20 protein-coding genes and 1 riboswitch are annotated in these 18,845 nt (G+C 68.2%); of the genes, 7 read left to right on the top strand and 13 right to left on the bottom strand.

Annotated elements, in window-relative coordinates; all coding sequences use genetic code 11:
- Window positions 1-10 precede the first annotated feature (10 nt).
- From P6F26_RS06625 to P6F26_RS06600, 6 genes are all read right to left on the bottom strand, one after another.
- Window positions 11-814, bottom strand: coding sequence for a transglutaminase family protein (locus tag P6F26_RS06625; RefSeq protein ID WP_278027868.1), 804 nt, complete (start codon window positions 812-814; stop codon window positions 11-13).
- An 8-nt stretch (window positions 815-822) separates the two neighbouring features.
- The gene (locus P6F26_RS06620; protein WP_278027867.1) at window positions 823-1,764 is read right to left on the bottom strand and encodes an alpha-E domain-containing protein; all 942 of its coding nucleotides are present in this window, start codon (window positions 1,762-1,764) and stop codon (window positions 823-825) included.
- Window positions 1,758-2,396 (bottom strand): imm11 family protein, encoded by a 639-nt coding sequence (locus tag P6F26_RS06615; protein ID WP_278027866.1) that lies wholly within the window; start codon window positions 2,394-2,396, stop codon window positions 1,758-1,760. Before P6F26_RS06615 ends, P6F26_RS06620 begins: the two co-directional genes overlap by 7 nt.
- Window positions 2,397-2,429: 33 nt before the next feature.
- Window positions 2,430-3,857 carry a circularly permuted type 2 ATP-grasp protein gene (locus P6F26_RS06610; protein ID WP_278027865.1) on the bottom strand — a complete coding sequence of 476 codons (1,428 nt, stop codon included), beginning with the start codon at window positions 3,855-3,857 and terminating at the stop codon, window positions 2,430-2,432.
- Window positions 3,858-4,008: 151 nt separating this feature from the next.
- Complete coding sequence (gene dtd / locus P6F26_RS06605; RefSeq protein WP_278027864.1) at window positions 4,009-4,446, bottom strand: D-aminoacyl-tRNA deacylase; 438 nt, start codon at window positions 4,444-4,446, stop codon at window positions 4,009-4,011.
- Complete coding sequence (locus P6F26_RS06600; protein ID WP_278027863.1) at window positions 4,443-5,372, bottom strand: carbohydrate kinase family protein; 930 nt, start codon at window positions 5,370-5,372, stop codon at window positions 4,443-4,445. The genes dtd and P6F26_RS06600 overlap by 4 nt, the downstream gene beginning before the upstream one ends.
- Before the next feature lie 134 nt (window positions 5,373-5,506).
- Here P6F26_RS06600 and P6F26_RS06595 point away from each other — a divergent pair, with 134 nt between their 5' ends.
- Window positions 5,507-5,926: an Hsp20/alpha crystallin family protein gene (locus P6F26_RS06595; RefSeq protein ID WP_278027862.1), complete on the top strand. Its 420-nt coding sequence runs from the start codon at window positions 5,507-5,509 to the stop codon at window positions 5,924-5,926.
- Between the two features lie 9 nt (window positions 5,927-5,935).
- On the opposite strand, the gene P6F26_RS06590 is transcribed toward P6F26_RS06595, so the two are convergent.
- From P6F26_RS06590 to P6F26_RS06570, 5 genes are all read right to left on the bottom strand, one after another.
- The gene (locus P6F26_RS06590; RefSeq protein WP_278027932.1) at window positions 5,936-7,057 is read right to left on the bottom strand and encodes a TFIIB-type zinc ribbon-containing protein; all 1,122 of its coding nucleotides are present in this window, start codon (window positions 7,055-7,057) and stop codon (window positions 5,936-5,938) included.
- Window positions 7,058-7,172: 115 nt separating this feature from the next.
- Window positions 7,173-8,303 (bottom strand): SPFH domain-containing protein, encoded by a 1,131-nt coding sequence (locus P6F26_RS06585; RefSeq protein ID WP_278027861.1) that lies wholly within the window; start codon window positions 8,301-8,303, stop codon window positions 7,173-7,175.
- Between the two features lie 35 nt (window positions 8,304-8,338).
- Window positions 8,339-9,298 carry a DUF2927 domain-containing protein gene (locus P6F26_RS06580; protein WP_278027860.1) on the bottom strand — a complete coding sequence of 320 codons (960 nt, stop codon included), beginning with the start codon at window positions 9,296-9,298 and terminating at the stop codon, window positions 8,339-8,341.
- A 20-nt stretch (window positions 9,299-9,318) separates the two neighbouring features.
- A complete protein-coding gene (locus tag P6F26_RS06575; protein ID WP_278027859.1) occupies window positions 9,319-10,506 on the bottom strand; it encodes a toxic anion resistance protein in 1,188 nt (395 codons plus the stop codon).
- A 10-nt stretch (window positions 10,507-10,516) separates the two neighbouring features.
- Window positions 10,517-11,431 carry a 5-bromo-4-chloroindolyl phosphate hydrolysis family protein gene (locus P6F26_RS06570; RefSeq protein ID WP_278027858.1) on the bottom strand — a complete coding sequence of 305 codons (915 nt, stop codon included), beginning with the start codon at window positions 11,429-11,431 and terminating at the stop codon, window positions 10,517-10,519.
- Window positions 11,432-11,789: 358 nt separating this feature from the next.
- A riboswitch (SAM riboswitch) is annotated at window positions 11,790-11,868 on the top strand.
- An 87-nt stretch (window positions 11,869-11,955) separates the two neighbouring features.
- Between P6F26_RS06570 and metZ the strand changes: the two genes are divergently transcribed.
- The 5 genes from metZ to P6F26_RS06545 all read left to right on the top strand — a co-directional run bounded on the left by metZ (window position 11,956) and on the right by P6F26_RS06545 (window position 17,170).
- Window positions 11,956-13,161, top strand: a complete 1,206-nt coding sequence (gene metZ, locus P6F26_RS06565; protein WP_278027857.1) for an O-succinylhomoserine sulfhydrylase — start codon at window positions 11,956-11,958, stop codon at window positions 13,159-13,161.
- Complete coding sequence (locus P6F26_RS06560) at window positions 13,158-13,652, top strand: GNAT family N-acetyltransferase (protein WP_278027856.1); 495 nt, start codon at window positions 13,158-13,160, stop codon at window positions 13,650-13,652. Before metZ ends, P6F26_RS06560 begins: the two co-directional genes overlap by 4 nt.
- Window positions 13,649-14,392 carry a glutamine amidotransferase gene (locus P6F26_RS06555; protein ID WP_278027855.1) on the top strand — a complete coding sequence of 248 codons (744 nt, stop codon included), beginning with the start codon at window positions 13,649-13,651 and terminating at the stop codon, window positions 14,390-14,392. The genes P6F26_RS06560 and P6F26_RS06555 overlap by 4 nt, the downstream gene beginning before the upstream one ends.
- A 133-nt stretch (window positions 14,393-14,525) precedes the next feature.
- Window positions 14,526-15,623 carry a GTP cyclohydrolase FolE2 gene (folE2, locus tag P6F26_RS06550; RefSeq protein ID WP_278027854.1) on the top strand — a complete coding sequence of 366 codons (1,098 nt, stop codon included), beginning with the start codon at window positions 14,526-14,528 and terminating at the stop codon, window positions 15,621-15,623.
- 83 nt (window positions 15,624-15,706) lie between these two features.
- Window positions 15,707-17,170, top strand: a complete 1,464-nt coding sequence (locus P6F26_RS06545) for a TrkH family potassium uptake protein (protein WP_278027853.1) — start codon at window positions 15,707-15,709, stop codon at window positions 17,168-17,170.
- A gap of 28 nt (window positions 17,171-17,198) precedes the next feature.
- Here the strand turns inward: P6F26_RS06545 and P6F26_RS06540 are convergent, their stop codons facing one another.
- Window positions 17,199-17,834, bottom strand: coding sequence for a DnaJ domain-containing protein (locus P6F26_RS06540; RefSeq protein WP_278027852.1), 636 nt, complete (start codon window positions 17,832-17,834; stop codon window positions 17,199-17,201).
- A 78-nt stretch (window positions 17,835-17,912) separates the two neighbouring features.
- Here P6F26_RS06540 and P6F26_RS06535 point away from each other — a divergent pair, with 78 nt between their 5' ends.
- The gene (locus P6F26_RS06535) at window positions 17,913-18,170 is read left to right on the top strand and encodes a BolA family protein (RefSeq protein WP_278027851.1); all 258 of its coding nucleotides are present in this window, start codon (window positions 17,913-17,915) and stop codon (window positions 18,168-18,170) included.
- Between the two features lie 85 nt (window positions 18,171-18,255).
- On the opposite strand, the gene P6F26_RS06530 is transcribed toward P6F26_RS06535, so the two are convergent.
- A complete protein-coding gene (locus P6F26_RS06530; protein WP_278027850.1) occupies window positions 18,256-18,663 on the bottom strand; it encodes a DUF4177 domain-containing protein in 408 nt (135 codons plus the stop codon).
- Between the last annotated feature and the right edge of the window lie 182 nt (window positions 18,664-18,845).

Raw genomic sequence — 18,845 nt, 5'->3', positions numbered from 1 at the left:
CGCCGATGGCTTACTGCTGCTGCACCTGGATGTCGATGGACAGAGCCTCGCCGCCCAGACCGAAGCGCAGCCCCGAGACCGGCGCGGCCTCGCGGTAGTCGAGGCCCGTCGCCACCCGGACGTAGCGCGCGTCGGGCGAGATGCGGTTGGAGACGTCGAACCCCACCCAGCCGACGCCCTCCACATGGGCCTCGGCCCAGGCATGGCTGGCGTCCTGGTGCACGCGGTCGTCCATCATCAGGTAGCCCGAGACGTAGCGCGCCGGGTAGCCCATGGACCGCGCGGCGGCGAGGAAGATGTGGGCGTGATCCTGGCAGACGCCGCGGCCATGCTCGATCGCTTCCTCGGCCGAGGTCGTGGCCTCGGTCGTGCCGACCTCCCAGAGCACCTCCTCGAGGATGCGGTGCGACAGCGCGTGCAGGCGCGGGATGTCGTCCTCGTTCTCCTCGCGCAGGCCCTTGGCGAGGCGGCGCACGTTGGGGCCCGCGCGCGTCAGCTCGGTCGAGCGGCGGAAGAACCACAGCGGCGCGAAGCCCGCGTGCTTTCCGATGACACCGTGCAGGTCGGCCGTCTCCACCTCGCCCTCGCAATGCACGACGATGGAGGTGGCCGAGGGGTCGAACGAGATCAGGGTGACGCGGTTCTGGTGATGGTCGTTGAACTCGGTCTGCCGCGTGCCGCCCTCGATCTCCATGTTCCAGTGCACGATGGCCTGTCCCGTGCGGCTCTTGGGGATCAGGCGCAGCTGTTGCAGGCCGTAGCTGACGGGCTGCTCGAAGTGATAGGTGGTCGTGTGCAGGATCCTGAGGCGCATGGGATGGGTCAACCGAAGAAACGGTAGTCCTTTTCGATCTGCTGCCCGAGGCGGGCGATGTCGTTGAGGAAGTCGGTGATGAACTCGTGCAATCCGTCCTCGAAGACGCGGTCGATGTTGAGCGTGCCGAGGCGCGCGTTCAGCACGTCGATCTGGTCGCGGCTGGGCAGGCGCTGCCCGTAGCCCGCCTCGAGATAGGCGAGGTTCGTCGCGATCTTCGACACCGAGAAGCGCAGCGAGCGCGGCATCCGCCCGTCGAAGATGAGGAAGTCGGCGATTCCCATGGGGCTCGATTCGCCCTGCGTGATCCAGCGATAGGCGCGCTGGCCTGCCACCGAGCGCAGGATCGTCTCCCACTGGACGTTGTCGAGGCTCGAGCCGATCTGGCTGATCGAGGGCAGCAGGACGTAGTATTTGACGTCGAGGATGCGCGCGGTGTTGTCTGCCCGTTCCAGGAACGTGCCGAGGCGGCAGAAATCGAAGATGTCGTTCCTGAGCATCGTCCCGTGGAGCGCGCCGCGAACCAGCGCGGATTGCTGCCTTACCATGGCGAGCGCCTCGGGAAGGTTCCGTGTGGCGACGGGCCGGGCGAATTCGTCCTTCAGGATCATGTAGGCGTCGTTCACCGCCTCCCAGACCTCGCGGGTCAGCGCGGTGCGCACGAGGCGCGCGTTCTGCCGCGCGGCCGCGATGGCCGACATCACCGAGGAGGGGTTCGTCATGTCGCGCAGCAGGAAGTCGATGGCGCGCGCGCCCTCGACCTCGCCGTGCCGCGCGCGGTAGGCGTCGGCGACGGCCGCGGTCTGCAGCACGCTCGCCCATTCATCGTCGGCCCCGTCGGGGCGCGTCAGCGCGATCCGGAACCCCGCCTCGATGAGCCGGGCGGTATTCTCCGATCGTTCGAGATAGCGGAACATCCAGAAGAGACCGCCGGCGGTCTTGCCTAGCATGGCACGTCCTCCATGGATCGCTCCGCTGCCCTCAGCTTCTTCATTTTGAAGACGTTCAGGCCGCCATCGACGATCTCCTGCCGCAGCGCGTCCGAACACAGCAGGTAGTGCGGCCAGAGGCCATGGTCCCACCAGAGATGACAGGCCGGCAGACTATCGGTCCGGACGGCCGCGTTGCCCGTGTGGCGGAGGATGGCCTTTCTCTTGCTGGGGACGGACTTGCCGCCGGGAAGGGGCGTCATCGAGGGGCCGACCACCAGAAGATCGCTGCCTTCCTCGCTGAGCGCGTTGGCGAATCCCATGACGACCATGCCGTGGAACTGCCCGTCGGTGCGGATGCCGCGCTTCGTCCGGAAATTCATCGGCCAGAACTGGTGAAGACCGGGATCGAGCCGTTCGAGGATCTCCCGCAACCGGGTGCTGACCACGTTGATCCCGTTGTTGATGAAGAAGAAGTCCATGAAGGATTTCAACGGCCGGTCCAGGAGGACCTCGCGGGGCACGCAGTCGGGATCGATCTCGAATTCATGCACCGGCCTGAAGGGCGCGGACGTGGTGCCCAGCGCAATTCTCGTGTCGATCGGAACACGGGCATCGTAATCGGGGTCTTCCGCGAAGACCTGCCCCTTCATCCCCGGCATTCTGACGAACATCCACGGCACGCGCTATTCCTCCAGCACCCAGGTGTCCTTGGTGCCGCCGCCCTGGCTCGAGTTCACGACCAGCGATCCCTTCTTGAGGGCCACGCGCGTCAGCCCGCCGGGCGTGATCGTGCAGCCGTCGGGGCGGACCTGCACGAAGGGGCGCAGGTCCACGTGGCGCGGCGCGAGGCCCGCCTTCGTCAGGATCGGCACCGTGGAGAGCGCCAGCGTCGGCTGCGCGATGTAGTTGCCGGGACGCGCCTTGAGCTTCCTGCGGAAGGCCGCGATCTCCTTCTTCGAGGCGGCGGGGCCGACGAGCATCCCGTAGCCGCCCGAGCCGTGCACCTCCTTGACCACCAGCTCCTCGAGGTTGTCGAGGACGTAGGCCAGCGCGTCGGCCTCCGAGCAGCGCCACGTCGGCACGTTCTGCAAGATCGCCTTCTCGCCGGTGTAGAATTCCACGATCTCCGGCATGTAGCTGTAGATCGCCTTGTCGTCGGCGATGCCCGTGCCGGGGGCATTGGCGATCGTGACGCCGCCCGCGCGGTAGACGTCCATGATGCCCGGCACGCCCAGCATCGAGTCCGGGTTGAAGTTCATCGGATCGAGGAAGTCGTCGTCGACGCGGCGGTAGATCACGTCGATGGGCTTGTAGCCCTGCGTCGTGCGCATCGCCACCTTGCCGTCGATGATCCTCAGGTCGTGGCCCTCGATCAGCTCCACGCCCATCTGGTCGGCCAGGAAGGCGTGCTCGAAATAGGCCGAGTTGTGGATGCCGGGCGTCAGCACCGCGACGGTGCGCTCGTTCGTGCAGTTCACGGGAGCGCAGGCCGCCAGCGACCGGCGCAGGTTCAGCGGATAGTCCTGCACCGGCTGGACCTTGATGCGGCTGAACAGCTCGGGGAACATCTGCAGCATCGTCTCGCGGTTCTCGAGCATGTAGGAGACGCCCGAGGGGGTGCGGGCGTTGTCCTCGAGGACGAAGAACTCGTCCTCGCCGGTGCGCACGAGATCGACGCCGACGATGTGGGTGTAGACGTTGCCGGGCGGCGCGACGCCGATCATCTGCGGCAGGAACGCGTCGTTGCGCGCGATCAGATCCACGGGAATGCGGCCCGCGCGCAAGATCTCCTGGCGATGATAGATGTCGTGAAGGAAGGCGTTGATGGCGCGCACGCGCTGCTCGATGCCGCGCGTCAGCCGCGCCCATTCGCGGGCCGAGATGATCCGGGGCACGATGTCGAACGGGATCAGCCGCTCGTCGGCCTCGGCCGCGCCGTAGACGTTGAAGGTGATGCCGGTGCGCCGGAAGAACGTCTCGGCCTCGACCGACTTCTTCCGCAGATCCCGCATGTCCTCGCCCGAGAACCATCCGTGATAGGATCCATAGGGCGAGCGCGGTGTCCCGTCCGGCCCCAGCATCTCGTCGAAATATCGTGACGTGTCGCTCATCCTGCCTCCGAGCAAACCGTAACAGAGCGGCGGCTGAGGAAAAGCACGATATGCAGGTGCCTGAAAATCAGGGGTTTGCGGGCGGTGCTGACACATTTTTGGGCGGATTTGCCCCATTTTTATGCACCCGACGACCCGGCTGGGGCGGGGCTCAGGCTTCGATCCAGATCGTCACCGGCCCGTCATTGGTCAGGCTGACGGCCATGTCCGCGCCGAAGCGCCCGGTCTCGACGTGCGGCCCGAGCGCGGCGAGGGCCTCGGCGAAATGCCGGTAGAGACGTTCGCCCTCCTCCGGCGGCGCGGCGGCGGAAAAGCCCGGACGATTGCCGCGGCTGGTGTCGGCGGCCAGCGTGAACTGGCTGACCACCAGCGCGCCGCCCCCGGTATCGAGCAGCGAGCGGTTCATCTTGCCCGCCTCGTCTTCGAAGATGCGCAGCTTCGCGATCCGGGCGGCCAGCCTGTCGGCCGCGCCCTCGGTGTCGCCCTGCATCGCGCAGACCAGGATCATCAGCCCCGGTCCGCTGCGCCCGATCACCTCGCCGCCGACCTCCACGCGCGCCTGCGTGACCCGCTGGACCAGCGCCCTCACGGCAGGTCCGCGCGCTTCGGAGGGTTCGCGCCTGCGCGCGACACCGTGACGGCCGCCGCGCGCACGCCAAGCTCCAGCGCGGCGCGCAGCGCGTCCTCGGACAGGCCGTCCCGCACGGCGTCGGCTGACAGGCGCCCGCCATCGTGGAGGCCGGCCAGGAAGCCCGCGTTGAACGTGTCGCCCGCGCCGACCGTGTCGACCACCTCGACGCGGGGCGCGGCCACCTGGACGGGCTCGTTGCCGAAATAGGCCGTGACGCCCTCCGCCCCGCGGGTCACGAGCACCAGCGCGGGCCCGCGCGACCGCACCGCCTCGGCCAGCGCGCCCAGATCGCCGTCGCCCATGAGCCACGCGAGATCCTCGTCGGAGGCCTTCACGACGTCCGCGATGGACAGAAGCCGCTCCATCCGGGCGCGGTAGCGCGCCTCGTCGGCGATGAAGCCCGCGCGGATGTTGGGGTCCAGCATCACGAGCCGCCCCGAGGCCGACATCGCCTCGGCCAGCGCGACATAGGCCTCGGCGCAGGGTTCCACCGCCAGCGAGATGCCCCCGAAGAAGCCCGCCGCGCAGTCCTGCGGGATCTCGGGCAGGTCGGCCGGCGACAGCATCCGACCGGCCGTATTCTCGTCGTAGAAGGTATAGGCGGCCTGTCCGCCGGTCAGCGACACGAAGGCCAGTGTCGTCGGCCGCGAGGATCGCGCCGCGAGCGCATGGTTCACGCCGTTGACCGTCAGCACGCGCGACAGCCTTTCGCCGAACAGGTCGTCGGACAGGCCCGTGAACAGCGCCACAGGCGCCTCGAGCCGCGCAAGCGCCACCGCCGTGTTGAAGACCGATCCGCCGGGATAGGGCGCGAATGCGGCCTCGCCCCCCTCGGTCTTGCGCGGCAGCATGTCGATCAGGGCTTCGCCCGCGCACAGGATCATCGGCTTCTCCCTTTTCGTTGCCGGGTCATTGCTAGCGATCCGGTCCTCGCGCCGCCAGCCTCATTTACGCAGGTAAATGACAGGGGCGGGCCAGGGATGGAACCGTCACGTCAGAGCAACCACAGGAGGTCATCATGGTTGAATCGTCGCACAAGTCCGGCCAGACGCCGTCCCTCTGGGACCCGTTCCGCAGCATTGGGTCCCAGATCGCCGACTGGTTCGCGCCGGCCTCCGAGGCGTCCTCGGACGGATCCGCCTACCGCATCGCGGTGGAGCTTCCGGGCGTTCGGGACAAGGATGTAGACGTGTCCCTCGGCGACGGCGTCGTCACCGTGACCGGCCAGAAGTCGTCCGAGCGGGAGGAGAAGGGCGAGACCTGGTTCTTCTCGGAGCGGTCCTACGGTTCGTTCTCGCGCAGCTTCCGCCTGCCGCCCGACGCCGACGAGGCAAAGATCGAGGCCACGCTGAAGGACGGTCTTCTGACGATCCTCGTGCCCCGCAAGGCGGGCGCGGATGCCGAGACCGCACGCAAGGTGAAGATAAAGAAAGCCTAGGTCGCCGCCTTACTTTCCCTCGGGGAGGGGCAGGCCCGGCGGGCCGCCGCCCTGCAGTCCGCCGAAGTCCAGGCCGCCCTCGTCGGCAATTTGCAGCCCGTAGAACACGGCCGCACCGAGGATGATGGCGAGGATCACCGCGATCGCGATCTTGATCGCCGACCAGGGGCGCTCGCCCCGCACCTTGCCGGTCTGACCGTTGACGACGAAGCGGTAGGGCTCGCCCCGGTAGCGGTAGGCCGCGACCCAGACGGGCAGCAGGATGTGCTTGAAGGTGACGCCCGAGATGTCGGTGTCGTAGACCCCGATGCGCTGCGCGTCGCCGCCGATGTCACGGCGGATGTCCTGCCGGATCTGCGCGTCCATGATGGCGCGCGCCTCCTGCATCCCCTCGTCGAGATCCACGGTGTAGCCCTCGGCGCGGAACCCCGAGAGGTAGTCGGGGCGGTATTCCTGCAGCGCCTCGAGCGACCACGGCGCGAGGCCGTCGGTGAACCCCTTTGGCAGCGAGCGCGAGGCAAGCACGAGGACGTCGTCGAAAAACCGCGAGACGCGCCCTGTGACGTGGCGCCAGCGGATGCGCCGCACGGTCCGGGTCTTGCCGTCCGCGCCGCGCACCGTGACGTGGTAGGCCGTGCCGCGCTGGCCGCTGTAGCCGGTGCGCGTATCCGCGTCGTAGGTCCAGAACGGGACGTAGATGCCGTCCATCTTGCGGCCCTTGCGGGCATAGTCCTGCAAGCCGTTCGGCGCGAACCAGAGCCGCCCGAGCCAGTCGTTCATCGCGTCGTGGGCCTGCTTCTCGGTCAGCTGGAATGGGATCAGGCCCTGCGGCTTGACGTGCCGGTGGGTGCCGGTATCGGTCACGACGGGTGTCGCGCAGAAGGGGCATTCCTTCGCGTGGACGTCGGCCGCAAGCGTCACCTGCGCCCCGCACGAGGGGCATTGCGTGACGCGCGTCTCTTCCATCTCGGACGCATCGAGCCGGTCGCGCAGCGCGCTGCGGAAGTCCAGCTCGCGGATGCCGCCGGGCGCCTCGCCCCACGGCCCCGCCTCGGGCGCGTCGTCCGTGATCTCCTCGACGTTGCCGCAATGGTCGCAGACAAGCCTGCCCTCCGCCGGGGCGAAGCGCATGTCCGCGCCGCAATTGTCGCACGGAAAGCGGTGTTCGTCCTCGGGACGGGTCTGTGTCGTTGCGTCGCTCACGGTGCTGGCTGCCTCGCCCTGTTCTGGTCCGGAGGGTGGCCGCTCAGCCGGCTGGCGGCGGAGGTGGCGGGGGCGGCGGCATGACGGTAAAAAGCTGCGCCAACTCGGTCACGTCCTCGGCGCGCATCCATCCGTCCTGGCCCTGCGTCCAGACGAAGGTGTCACGCTTCAGGCTGCCCTCCGTCACCATCCGGCCCAGTGAGGCCTTGGAAAACGGGCCCTTCGTCTGGCCGTTCTCGGCGATGTGCCAGACATGCTCGACCGGCGGCGGGGGCGGTGCTGCGCGCTGCGGCGGCTGTGCCGGTGCCGCGCCCCACGGTCCCGTCTGCGCCATCTGGTTGGCCATCGCCATGCCCATTCCCATCCCGAGACCCGCGCCCATGCCCCCGTCGCCGCCGGGGTTCTCGGCGGCCGCGCGCATCGCCTCGGCGGTCTGGAACTGCTGGTACTTGTGCAGGTCGCCCACGACACCCATCGAGGTGCGCCGGTCCAGCGCCTCCTCAACCGCCGGCGGCAGCGAGACGTTCTCGATGTAGAGCTCTGGCAGCGTCAGCCCGTAGGCCGCGATCGTCTCGGAGATGCGGGCCGCCACGAGCTTTCCGAACTCGTCGGTATTGGCCGCCATGTCGAGGACCGCGATCCCCGAGGAGGCCACGACGCGGCTGAATTCCTGCACGATGATGTTGCGGATCTGGAAGGTGATCTCGTCGGTCGTGAACTCGCCGTCGGTGCCCACGATCTCGGTCATGAAGCGGCCCGCGTCCGCGACCTTCACGGAATAGGTGCCGAAGGCCCGGATGCGCGTCGGCCCGAATTCGGGATCGCGCAGCATGATCGGATTTTTCGTGCCCCACTTGAGGTTGGTGAAGCGGGCGGTCGAGACGAAGTAGATCTCGGACTTGAACGGCGAGCGGAAGCCGTGGTCCCAGTGCTGGAGCGTGGTCATCACCGGCATGTTGTTGGTCTCGAGCATGTAGAGACCGGGCGTAAAGATGTCGGCAAGCTGGCCTTCGTGGATGAAGACGGCCGTCTGCCCCTCGCGCACCGTCAGCTTCGCGCCGTACTTGATCTCGTGGCCGTGCCGCTCGAAGCGCCAGACCATCGTGTCGCGTGTGTCGTCGGTCCATTCGATGACGTCGATGAACTGGCCGGACAGGAAATCGAATATCGGCATGGTCAACTCCTTCGAAACCACAAGCTCTATGCGCCTCAGCCGGGGCCGCCGACAAGCTCCTCGGCGATCTCGCGGACGATCGGGCGCGCCTCGTCGGGCTCCATGCCGGGTTCGAGGCGGTCGTCGTAGAGGATGCGCAACAGCAGCTCGTCATGGCGCGTCAGAAGCGCGAATTCCTCGTCGTCGTTGAAGATCGAGGGCCGCGCGGCGGGACTGTCGTTGGGCAGGCCGAGACCCTGCGCGATCTCCTCGTGCACGCAGGAGCGGCGCAGGAGCGGTGGATGCTCGTCGCGGATGATGGCGATGGCGGCGACGTAGTTGGACCCGCCGCCCGCCTCCGAGAAGGCGTAGACCGAGCAGAAGGTGAAGCGCGGCAGCCGCTCGATCTCGGCGATGGTCGCGGCGCTGATGCCGGGCACGAGGCTGCGCACGAGGCCGCCGACCTCGCGCTGCGTGTCACGACCGATGTAGAGGATGTGGAAGTTGCCCGAGGATGTGACGGTGCGGATCGGGTGACGGGTGACGCGCGCAAGCCGCGCGGCGAAGCTGGCAAGCTGCGCGCGGTCGGTGCGGCGCTGTTCCTCGTCGACGAGGGGGCCGAAATGCGCCTGCATGAGCACCGGCTGCTCCCAGCGGCGCAGCCGCGAGGGCGTCTGCTGGGCCACGAAGCGCCCGCCCGAGAGCGTGTATTCGTCGTAAAGCGCGATGCGCTCGAAGTTCGCCGCCAGCTCGCGCGCACCGAAGGGCGTGTCGGGCCCGCCGCCGTCGGTGCGCAGAAGCCCGTCCGACAGAAGCCGCTCCTCCACCGAGGCGTAGTATCGCGCGAAGCTGCGGCTTTCGGCCGAGGGGCCCTGCGGCTCGGGCTCGGCGACCGGTTCGGGCGGCGCGGCGGGAACGGCGGTCTCGGTGACGCAGGCTGCGAGAAGCGCACATGCCGTCAGCCCCGCCCCGAGACGGGGCAGGGCGGCCAGGAGCCATGCCGAGAGCTGCTTCATGCCGTTCCCTTCGCTGGCCTTCAAATTTCCGTGGCCATGCCCGGGGCGCCGGGCGCGGGCCGCCGCGCCGAGGCGGCCGACAGCGTGTCGCGCAATTCGGTCTCCATCCTTTCCATCTCCGCCTCGGCCTCGGCCCGGCGGCGCTTGCCCTCGTCCGCGATCTGGAGGCTTTCCTCTATCGTCGCGATCAGCTCGGCATTGGCCTTCTTCACCGCTTCGATGTCGAAGACGCCGCGCTCCATTTCCTGGCGGACCATGCGGTTGCTCTCGCGCAGGTTCTCGGCATTGCGCGTCAGCAGGTCGTTGGTGAGGTCGGTCGCCTCGCGCACCGCCTTCGCGGCCTCGGTCGAGCGCTGGATCGTCACCGCCTGCGCCAGCTGCGTCTCCCACAGCGGCACTGTGTTCACGAGGGTCGAGTTGATCTTCGTCACGAGGCTCTTGTCGTTCTCCTGCACCAGCCGGATCGAGGGTAGCGACTGCATGGTGACCTGCCGCGTCAGCTTCAGGTCGTGCACGCGGCGCTCGAGGTCGTCGCGGGCGGCGCGCAGGTCGCGCAGCTCCTGGGCCTTGAGGACCTGTCCATCCTCGGGCGCGGCCATGACCTCGTCTTCCTTGACCGGGATCGTCTCCTGGTCGAGCTCGCGCAGCTTCTCCTCGCCGGCTGCGATGTAGAGGGCGAGCTCGTCGTAGAAGTCGAGCGTCTTGCCATAGAGCAGGTCGAGCGACTTGATGTCCTTCATCAGGGCGTGCTCGTGGTGCAGAAGGTTGTCGGTGATGCGGTCGATCTGATCCTGCACCTCCTCGTATTTCGCCATGAAGTCGTGCAGCGGCCGCGACTTGCCCAGAAGCCTTTCCCACCAACTCTGCTTGCGGTTGGGGTCCAGCTCGTCCACCGAGAAGCCCCGGATCGTGCCCACGATCTCTCGCAGGCTGTCGCCCGCGGGCCCCACGTCCTTGTTCTTCACGCCCTGAAGCATCGACTGGCTGATCTGCTGAAGTTCGGCCTGGGCGGCCGACCCGAAGGAGACGATCGAGTTCGTGTCGCCCAGGTCGATCTCGGCCACGCGGCGCGCGATCTCCTCGGCGGTCGGCGCGTCGGCCTGCGGCAGAGGCACCAGATCGGCCGAGGGTTCGGGCAGGACGACGGCGTTCAGCTCGTCCACCAGTTTGGCGGCCTCCTCGGCCTGTATGCGGTTTTGCGTACTCATGAGCTTGTCCTCATCCATCTAGGCGCAGGTTTTCCCGGTCGAGCCGCTCCCTCAGCACCTCGATCTCGATGTCTAGGTTGGACCGGTCATCGGTCAGCATCGCGCGGGTGCGCTTTGCGAAATTGTCCTCCAGATCGTCGAGGAACGCCATGTAATCCGCGCGGATGCCGGGATCGCGGTTGCGGGCGTAGAGATCGGCGAACTGCACGGTCGCGTCGCGCGCGCCCTTTAGGTAGACGCCGAGGTAGCGCCGCGCGGACGCGAGGTCGCGGGGGTCGGCCTCGACCTGGCGGAACATCTGCCGCGCGGTCGCCTCGAAACTGTCCACGCGCGCCTCGAGCTGGCGGTCGCGCGCGCGCCGGATGGCGTCCGTCATCTCGGCCAGCACGCCCTCGGCCTCGTCGATCTTGCGGGCGATGCGGTCGCTCTGGCGTCGGTCCACGCCTTCGAGCCCCTTGTCGCGCATCGGGTCGAGCCCGAAGGACAGAAGGTGCAACCCGCCCGCGATCAGGCCGACCACGATGGCGCCGGCCGGGTTCCAGTTGCCGCCGAAGACCAGCAGTCCCGTGCCGAGCCCGGTGGCGACCGACCCGAACAGCTTGCGCGGGATGGCGGGGCGGCGGGCGACGCTGCGCTCGGCGAAGGCATCCTCGGCGCGCACCCCGTCGCGCGTCAGCCACGCGCCGAGAAACAGCGCGGCGACGCCCGCAAGGTCCGCCGCGAGCGCCATCACCGGCTGGACCAGCGAGGTCACGAGGGCCACGAGGGGCAGCACGAAAAGGATATTGATCTTGGCGCCGTGCCGCATCGGCTTGCGGCCGCGAAAGCTTGGCGGCTCCAGCCGCTCGGCCGTGACCGTCTCGCGCGGCGTCTCGCCTTCACGACGTCCCGAGGGACTGAAGTCTCCGCCGTAGCGCCGCGACATCACAGGACCCCGAAACCGCCGAAGGCCGCCACGACGATGATGACGCTCAGCGCGAAGAAGGCGATGCCCTGAAGAAAACTCGAACTCATGCGACCCCTGTCTTTACCGGCGCCCCTCGTGCGGCCACGATAGGCAGGTTGCCTGCCGAAAACCAGACGGCGCGCGGGAGAATGCCGGAATCCCGCCATTCACCATCGAGGTGAGGGCGGGACGCGCGCCATGCAAGCGCCATGTGCGGGGAAAAGGCGGGTCACCCTCCCCATTGGCCCGCCCTGACGGTCCGTTCGAGGACGCAAGCCCCCATGCCCGCCTGCGCCAAGGAACCGTCTTGACCGCGCGCTGGCGCTTGCGTAACGCAATCGCGCGACGTGGCGATTTGTGAACCGGATTGCGGGCCACGCTAAAGAAACCGCTAAAGAGGTCGAGGAGAGCGCCGCGACGCCCGCCCCCGGCCATCACGAATGGGGCCACGGGTGCCGACATCCCCCGACACCCGGCCCTGACAGGCAAAGGAGGACAGGGGCATGAAGGACGCGACCGGAACATCCCGATCCAGGCTCAAGTCACGCACGCGCGCGGTCCACGCAGGCACCCGGCGCAGCCAGTATGGCGAGGTCAGCGAAGCGTTGTTCCTGACGCAGGGCTTCGTCTACGACACCGCCGAGGCCGCCGAGGCGCGCTTCGTCAAGGCGGGCGAGGACGAATACATCTACGCCCGCTACGGCAATCCGACCGTGCGCATGTTCGAGGACCGGATCGCCGCTCTGGAGGGGGCCGAGGACGCCTTCGCCACCGCAAGCGGCATGGCCGCCGTCAACGGCGCGCTCGTCTCGATGCTGCGGGCGGGCGATCGCGTCGTGTCGGCGCGCGCGCTGTTCGGCTCGTGCCTCTACATCCTCGAGGAGATCCTGCCGCGCTACGGCGTCGAGGTGACCTTCGTGGACGGCACCGACCTCGACGCATGGCGCGCGGCGGTCCGTCCCGGCACCAGGGCCGTCTTCTTCGAAGCGATGGCCAACCCCACCCTGGAGATCGTCGACATCGAGGCGGTCTCGGCCATCGCGCACGACGCCGGGGCCACTGTCATCGTCGACAACGTCTTCGCCACGCCCGTCTTCTCGGATGCGATCGGGATGGGGGCGGACGTCGTGATCTACTCGGCGACCAAGCACATCGACGGGCAGGGCCGCTGCCTCGGCGGCGTGATCCTCGGCACGCGCGAGATCATCCGCAAGACGGTCGAGCCCTACCTCAAGCACACCGGCGGCGCGATGAGCCCGTTCAACGCCTGGGTCATGCTGAAGTCGCTGGAGCATGTCGAACTGCGCTGCCGCGCGCAGGCCGATACGGCGCAGGCCATCGCCGAGGCGCTGGAGGGGCGGCCGGGCCTTGCCCGCGTGATCTATCCCGGCCTCGCCTCGCATCCGCAGGCCGCGCTGGCCGCGCGCCAGATGGAGCGGCCGGGCACGGTCATCGCGCTCGACCTGGCTGGCGGGCAGGAGGCGGCGTTCCGCTTCCTCAACGCGTTGCGTCTCGTGACGATCTCCAACAACCTCGGCGACGCGAAGTCGATCATCACCCATCCCGCCACAACGACGCACCAGCGCCTGAGCGAGGAAAGCCGCGAGGCGCTGGGCATCACGCGCGGCCTCGTGCGGCTTTCGGTGGGGCTCGAGGATGCCGACGACCTGATCGCCGACCTGACGCAGGCCCTGGACGCAGCGTCATGAGGGGCCTCGTGGTGCGCGACTACAGGCCCGACGACGCCGGGCCGATCGCGCGCGTCTTCCACCGCGCGGTGCGGCGCGGCACCTCGGCGCATTACTCGCTGGCGCAGAGGCTCGCGTGGTCGCCGCGCGTTCAGGCGCCCGAGGCATGGCACACGCGCCTGTCGCAGATCGAGACCGTCGTGGCAGAGACCGGCGAGGGCCCGGTGGGCTTCATGGCGCTGGACCTCGCGGACGGCTTCCTCGACTTCGCCTATGTCGATCCCTCCGTGCGCGGCATGGGCGTCGGAGCGGCGATCTACGCCGTGATCGAGGGCAGGGCGCGAGCGGCCGGCCTGACGCGCCTCCAGACCGAGGCGAGCCGCGTGGCCGAGCCCTTCTTCGACGCCAGGGGCTGGATCGTGGTCAAGCGGCAGAGGGTCCGGCGCAACGGCCTGAGCCTGCCCAACGCGGTGATGGAGCGGACCTTCGCCGCCGGCGAGGTCGCGGCGTGAAGCGCTTCCTCGTGCTGCAGCTGCGCCCCGAGGACGAGGCGGCGGACGAGGAATTCGCGGCCTTCCTCGCGCGGGGCGGGCTTGGCGAGGCGCAGGTGCGCCGCATCCGGCTGGACCGCGCGCCCATCCCCGAGCTGTCTCTGGACGACTACGCCGGCGTCATCGTGGGCGGCGGGCCGGGCTGCGTGTCGGACCCGCCCGGGAAGAAGACCGCCCTCGAGGCCCGGATCGAGGCCGACATCCTGTCACTGATGCCAGCGATCGTCGGTCGGGACATGCCGTTCATGGGCTGCTGCTACGGCCTCGGCATCCTTGCCCATCACATGGGCGGGCGGGTGGCGCAGGGCAGGTTCGGCGAGCCCATCGGCGGCGTCGATTGCACCGTGACCGAGCACGGCGCGCGCGATCCGCTGCTTGCGGGACTTCCGGGCACGTTCCGCGCGCTGGTTGGCCACAAGGAGGCGGTCGAGACGCTGCCCGAGGGCGTGGCGCACCTCGTCTCCGCGCCGTCCTGCCCGGTCCAGATGGTGCGCACGGGCCGCAACGTCTACGCCACGCAGTTCCATCCCGAGGCCAACGGCGAAAGTTTCGCGACGCGCATCCGCATCTACCGCGACCGCGGCTATTTCGACCCGGCCGATGCCGGTCGCCTGACCGAGATGTGCCTTGCCGAGGACATCACGGTGCCCGAGCGGATCCTCGCCGGTTTCGTGACGCGATATGGCGACGTAGCCGCTTGACCGCGCGCGAAAAATTGATCCGCGAACCCGGCGGTAGCGTAATGCGTTTCAAAGACAAGACTTGGGTTTTCGTTCGGGCGCGCCATATCGCCGAGGTGCGGACGGATCGAAGAGCCGCTGAAGGGGACCCGCCATGAACATTCGAGTGACGACCGAGACCGACATGCCCACCCGCGAGGACGCCGCCGAGGCGCTTCGCCTCCTGCGGGACTGGGCGGACACCGCAGCGCCCGAGGACGTCGCGGCGCTCGATCCCGGTGTGGCGCGGCTTCTGCGCGGGGATGGCGGCTATCCTCAGTTCGCGCGCGACTACCCGGCCGACTTCCGCGCCGACACCGCCTACAAGGACACCCTTCCCGACCTTCAGAACGGGCCCGCCTCGCTGATCCGGGGCGCCAACCGGCAGATCCAGCACGTCGGTATCTCCAACTTCCGCCTGCCGATCCGCTTCCATACGCGCGACAACGGCGACGTGTCGCTCGAAGCGGCCGTCACCGGAACCGTCAGCCTCGAGGCCGAGAAGAAGGGCATCAACATGAGCCGCATCATGCGGTCCTTCTACGTCCATGCCGACAAGACCTTCAGCTTCGGTGTGATCGAGGCGGCGCTCGACGACTACAAGGCCGACCTCGAAAGCTTCGATGCGCGCATCCAGATGCGCCTGCGCTTCCCCATGCGCGTGGAAAGCCTGCGCTCGGGCCTGCACGGATACCAGTATTACGACATCGCGCTGGAACTGGTGGAGCGGGACGGCGTGCGCCGCAAGATGATCCATCTCGACTACGTCTATTCCTCGACCTGCCCATGCTCGCTGGAACTGTCCGAGCACGCGCGATCGACGCGCGGCCAGCTCGCCACGCCGCATTCCCAGCGCTCGGTCGCGCGCATCTCGGTCGAGGTGAAGTCCGACACCGGCTGCCTGTGGTTCGAGGACCTCATCGAGATGGCGCGCGCCGCCGTCCCGACGGAAACCCAGGTCATGGTCAAGCGCGAGGACGAGCAGGCCTTCGCCGAACTGAACGCGGCCAACCCGATCTTCGTGGAGGACGCCGCGCGCCTCTTCGCCGAACAACTGGAGCGCGACGTGCGCGTCGGCGATTTCCGCGTGGTGGCGAGCCATCAGGAAAGCCTGCACAGCCACGACGCAGTCAGCGTCCTGACCGAGGGCGAGACCTTCGCGGCCGCAAGCCTCGATCCGCACCTGTTCGGCACGCTGATCCACGCGGGCTGAGGCGGAAGGACACGGACGCTGCACGGGGTTCGCCGGCTGGTCCCGCTTGACACCGGCGGACCCTGCGTCCAACCCTCCGCGCCATGTTCGACATGCGTCCAGTGGGCTATGTGCTGGGGCTCCTGGTGCTTGTGCTGGGGGTCACCATGCTGTTGCCGCTGGGGGCCGACATCCTCGCCGGCAACGGGCATTGGGGCGCCTTCGCCGAGGCGTCCGCCGTCACGGCGATCTTCGGACTTCTGCTGACGCTGGCCTGCGCCAACGGCGTGACGTCGGGCCTGTCGATCCAGCAGACGTTCCTGCTGACCACAGGGGTCTGGTTCGTGCTGCCGCTGTTCGGGGCGCTGCCCTTCGTGTTCGGCGCGATAGAGGCCGATGGCAGCGGCGCGCGCTATGTCGACGCCTATTTCGAGGCCATGTCGGGCCTGACGACGACCGGGTCCACGGTGTTCAACGGTCTCGACGCCCTTCCCATCGGCATCAACCTCTGGCGGGGGCTTCTACAATGGTTCGGCGGCATCGGCGTCATCGTCGTGGCGATGGTCTTCCTGCCCGAACTCCGGGTGGGGGGGATGCAGATCTTCCGCTCCGAGGCCTTCGACACGATGGGCAAGATCCTGCCCCGCGCGACCGAGATCGCCGCGCGCATCTCGGCCATCTACCTCGCGCTGACCATCCTGTGCGGGCTGACCTATGCCGCCCTCGGGATGCCGCCCTTCGATGCGCTGATGCACGCGCTGACGACCATGTCCACGGGCGGATTCTCCAACCGCGACGCCTCGTTCGGAAGCTTCCAGGGGCCGCTGGAATACGTCGCCTCGGTCTTCATGATCCTCGCGAGCCTGCCCTTCGTGCGCTACATCCAGCTCGTGGCCGGAAACGCCCGTCCGATCTTCGTGGACAGCCAGGTCCGGGCCTACCTCGCGACCATCCTCGTCCTGACCCTGGTGCTTGCGGCCTACCGCGTGGCCGTGAACGGCGACAATCCCGAGCATGGGTTCCGCGAGGGCATCTTCAACGTCACCTCGATCATCTCGGGCACCGGCTTCGCGTCGGTGGACTACCAGCTCTGGGGGCCGGTCCCCGTCGTGATCTTCTTCTTCGTGGGCCTCATCGGCGGATGCGCGGGCTCCACGTCCTGCTCGATCAAGGTGTTCCGCTACCAGCTGTTCTTCGCCTCCGTCTCGACGCAGCTGCGCAGGCTCTACGCGCCCCACGGCGTGTTCGAACCCCGCTACGAGGGGCGGCCCGTCTCGGAGGAGGTGTTGTCCTCGGTGATGGCCTTCTTCGTGCTGTTCTTCGTCTCGCTGGGCGTGATCTCGGTGCTTCTGGGCCTGACGGGCCTCGACGTCGTGACCTCGGTTTCGGGGGCTGTGACGGCGCTGGGGAACATCGGGCCGGGGCTTGGCGACACGATCGGACCGGCCGGGAACTTCAGTTCGCTCAACGACACCGCGAAATGGATCCTCGCGGCGGCCATGCTGATCGGCCGTCTCGAGCTGATCGTGGTGCTCGTCCTTTTCACCACGGCGTTCTGGCGCGCCTGAGCGCGACCGGACCGCCGGGTCTTCGGGATCAGTCGGGGAAGTTGCGGCTGACCTTGATCTGGTCCCAGGCCCAGACGACCTCCTGCAGGCGCTCCTCGTCGGACCGGTCGCCGCCGTTCATGTCGGGGTGAAGCACCTTGATCAGGGCCTTGTAGGCCTTGCGGATCTCGGTCTTGCTCCAGCTGTCGCGTGCGTCGAGGATCTCGATGGCGCGCCGTTCGGTCGGGGGCAGCCTGCGCCCCGCGCTGCCGGTGCCGTTGCGGCCCGGATTGCGCGTGGCGTTCTCGCCGAGAACCTGGTGGGGGTCCTCGATCCCGAGCCGGGCCCAGGCCTTTTCCTCGACCGTTTTCTTGAACGGCTTGGTGGAGCGGTCCCACACGCGGTCACGGTCGAGCTGCGCCTCCATCTCGGCCTCGGTGGTGCCCTCGAAGAAGTTCCACTTCAGGTTGTATTCGCGCACGTGGTCGCGGCAGAACCAGTAGAAATCCTCGAGGTTGTCCGGCGATTTCGGGGCGCGGTACTGGCCCGGCTCCTCGCAGCCTTCGTGCTCGCAGAGGCGCTGCGAGGTTTCGAAGGCGCCGGACATGCCACGCCGCCCGCCGCGCCGCTTTTTCTTGTCGGTCGAGACGCGAAGGTCGAAGTTGAACGGGTCTTTGTCGGTCATGGATGGCTGCCCTTCTCGACTCGGAACGGGCAGTTTAGGGTTTTGCCGACCGAGGTGAAGAGGTGAGGTTGTGAAATCGTGACGCGGACGGAAAAAATCCGGTCGAGACTGGCGGAGGCCTTTGAGCCGCGCGTGCTCGAGGTGGTGGACGAGAGCGAACGCCACAGGGGACACGCGGGCTATCAGGAGGGTGGAGAAAGCCACTTTCAGGTGACGATCGAGAGCGCGAAGTTCAAGGGCCTCAGCAGGATCGCCCGCCACCGCGCCGTGCACGAGGCGCTTGGCGGCGAGCTTGTCGCCGAGATCCACGCCCTGTCCCTGTCCATCCGGGAGTGACCGGGGCCCACGCGAGGTGCATCGGCGGCCGAGCGATTTCGCAACCGTCGAACGGTCCGCATCGCGCCGGGACGGGCGGTCCGGCTCAGGCGTCCTCGTCGGGGGCGCGCCTGTCAGCGAAAAGCGGGCGGCGTTCGAAGTTCTGGGCGGGCGCCGGGGCTGGCGTCTCCGCGCGGATCGGACCCGGACCGGGCGCGGCGGCGGGCGGCGTCTCGGGCGCGGCGGTGGCCTGGTGGGAACCGGCATCACCGGTCTCCTCGAAATAGAGTTCGCGGCGGAACACGAGGATGTTGCGCGTGACCTCGATGCGCCCGGTCAGACCCTTGCGCTCCTCCTCGGGGAGGGTTTCGGCGCGCAAGTATTCCCAACCGTCCTGCGCAAGCTCGTTCATGAGCGTCTCGAGCGCATGGGCGAACCGCGCGGGTCCCTTGAGCGCCCGGACCTTCGGCAGCCTCTCGGGGGCCGGGACGACCTTGTATTCGTAGAACGGCATGGACAGCCTCCGGTTGCGATCGGGGTTCTTTAGGTCCAGCGGGGGGAGGAGGGCAAGGGTGAAGCGGCCTGACGGGGGCACGGTCGCGCCGCCGGAAGCCCGGATCACCGCGATGGGGCGATCCCTTCCGTGCCGCGCGCGCCAATCGCCGCAGACCCCGCCCGATCGTGGCCGATGTCCGT

It is taken from the genome of Roseicyclus salinarum, assembly GCF_029624655.1.
Taxonomy (GTDB): domain Bacteria; phylum Pseudomonadota; class Alphaproteobacteria; order Rhodobacterales; family Rhodobacteraceae; genus Roseibacterium; species Roseibacterium salinarum.
The sequence above is the reverse complement of the archived record's forward strand: the minus strand, read 5'-3'. Positions and strand labels throughout refer to the sequence as shown.